Origin of the sequence: Streptomyces sp. WAC06614 (assembly GCF_003949795.1) — a bacterium.
GTDB lineage: Bacteria > Actinomycetota > Actinomycetes > Streptomycetales > Streptomycetaceae > Streptomyces.
Genome location: NZ_RPRY01000711.1, coordinates 1 through 1,028 on the forward strand (window position 1 = coordinate 1; position 1,028 = coordinate 1,028).

Annotated in this window: 1 protein-coding gene; it reads left to right on the top strand. The window is 73.7% G+C overall.

The genetic code is table 11. From position 1 onward, the window contains the following. The coding region (locus EF918_RS36060) for an MBL fold metallo-hydrolase (RefSeq protein WP_125653011.1) at positions 1 to 846 on the top strand (846 nt) is incomplete at its 5' end. Positions 847 to 1,028 lie beyond the last annotated feature (182 nt).

Here is a 1,028-nt window from a genome sequence, read left to right on the forward strand (position 1 = left end):
GGTGAGCACGGTCAGTCCGCCGATCCGCAGCACCCAGCTGGCGTGCCCGCCCCGCTGCCCCCGGTCGACGCCGGGACCGTCTCCGTCACCTGGGCCGGGCACGCCAGCTGGGTGCTGCGGATCGGCGGACTGACCGTGCTCACCGACCCCGTCTGGTCCCGGCGGATCTTCGCCACCCCGGCCCGGATGACCCCGGTCGGGGTGCGCTGGCAGGACCTGCCGCCCGTCGACGCCGTGGTGATCAGCCACAACCACTTCGACCACCTCGACGCACCCACCCTGCGCCGGCTGCCGCGCCGCACCCCGCTGTTCGTCCCCGCCGGCCTCGGCCGCTGGTGCCGTCGCCGCGGGTTCAGCGAGGTCACCGAGCTGGACTGGTGGGAGGCGGCCGAACTGGGCGGCGTACGCTTCGACTTCGTCCCCGCCCACCACTGGTCCAAGCGCACGCTGCTCGACACCTGCCGGACCCTGTGGGGCGGTTGGGTGCTCACCGACACCCGTGCCCCCGACCGCAAGTGCGTCTACTTCGCCGGGGACACCGGCTACGGCCACTGGTTCGGCGAGATCGGCCGCCGCCACCCCGGCATCGACCTGGCCCTGTTCCCGATCGGCGCCTACGCGCCCCGCTGGTGGCTGCGCGACGTCCACGCCGACCCGGAGGAGGCCGTGCAGGCCTGCCTGGACCTCGGGGCCCGGCGGATGGCCCCCATGCACTGGGCCACCTTCGCCCTGTCGGCCGAACCCGTCCTCGAACCGCTCCTGCGGGTCCGCGCCGCCTGGGCCCGGGCGGGCCTGGCGCGCACGGACCTGTGGGACCTCCCCATCGGCGCGTCGGCCACCTTCTGACACGGGCCCGGCCAGGAGCGGCCCGGGCAGCCGGCCCGGTGGGACCCCCTCAGGCGGTCCTACGTTGTTGATGGGTCGATCGAGGCCAGTCGTAAGGTCTTGGAGATCCAGAGACGCCGGGTATGGCTTTCAGGCGGTTGCACTCGATGGTTCGCCTCACCTGGCCGCCCGGTGTCTCACGA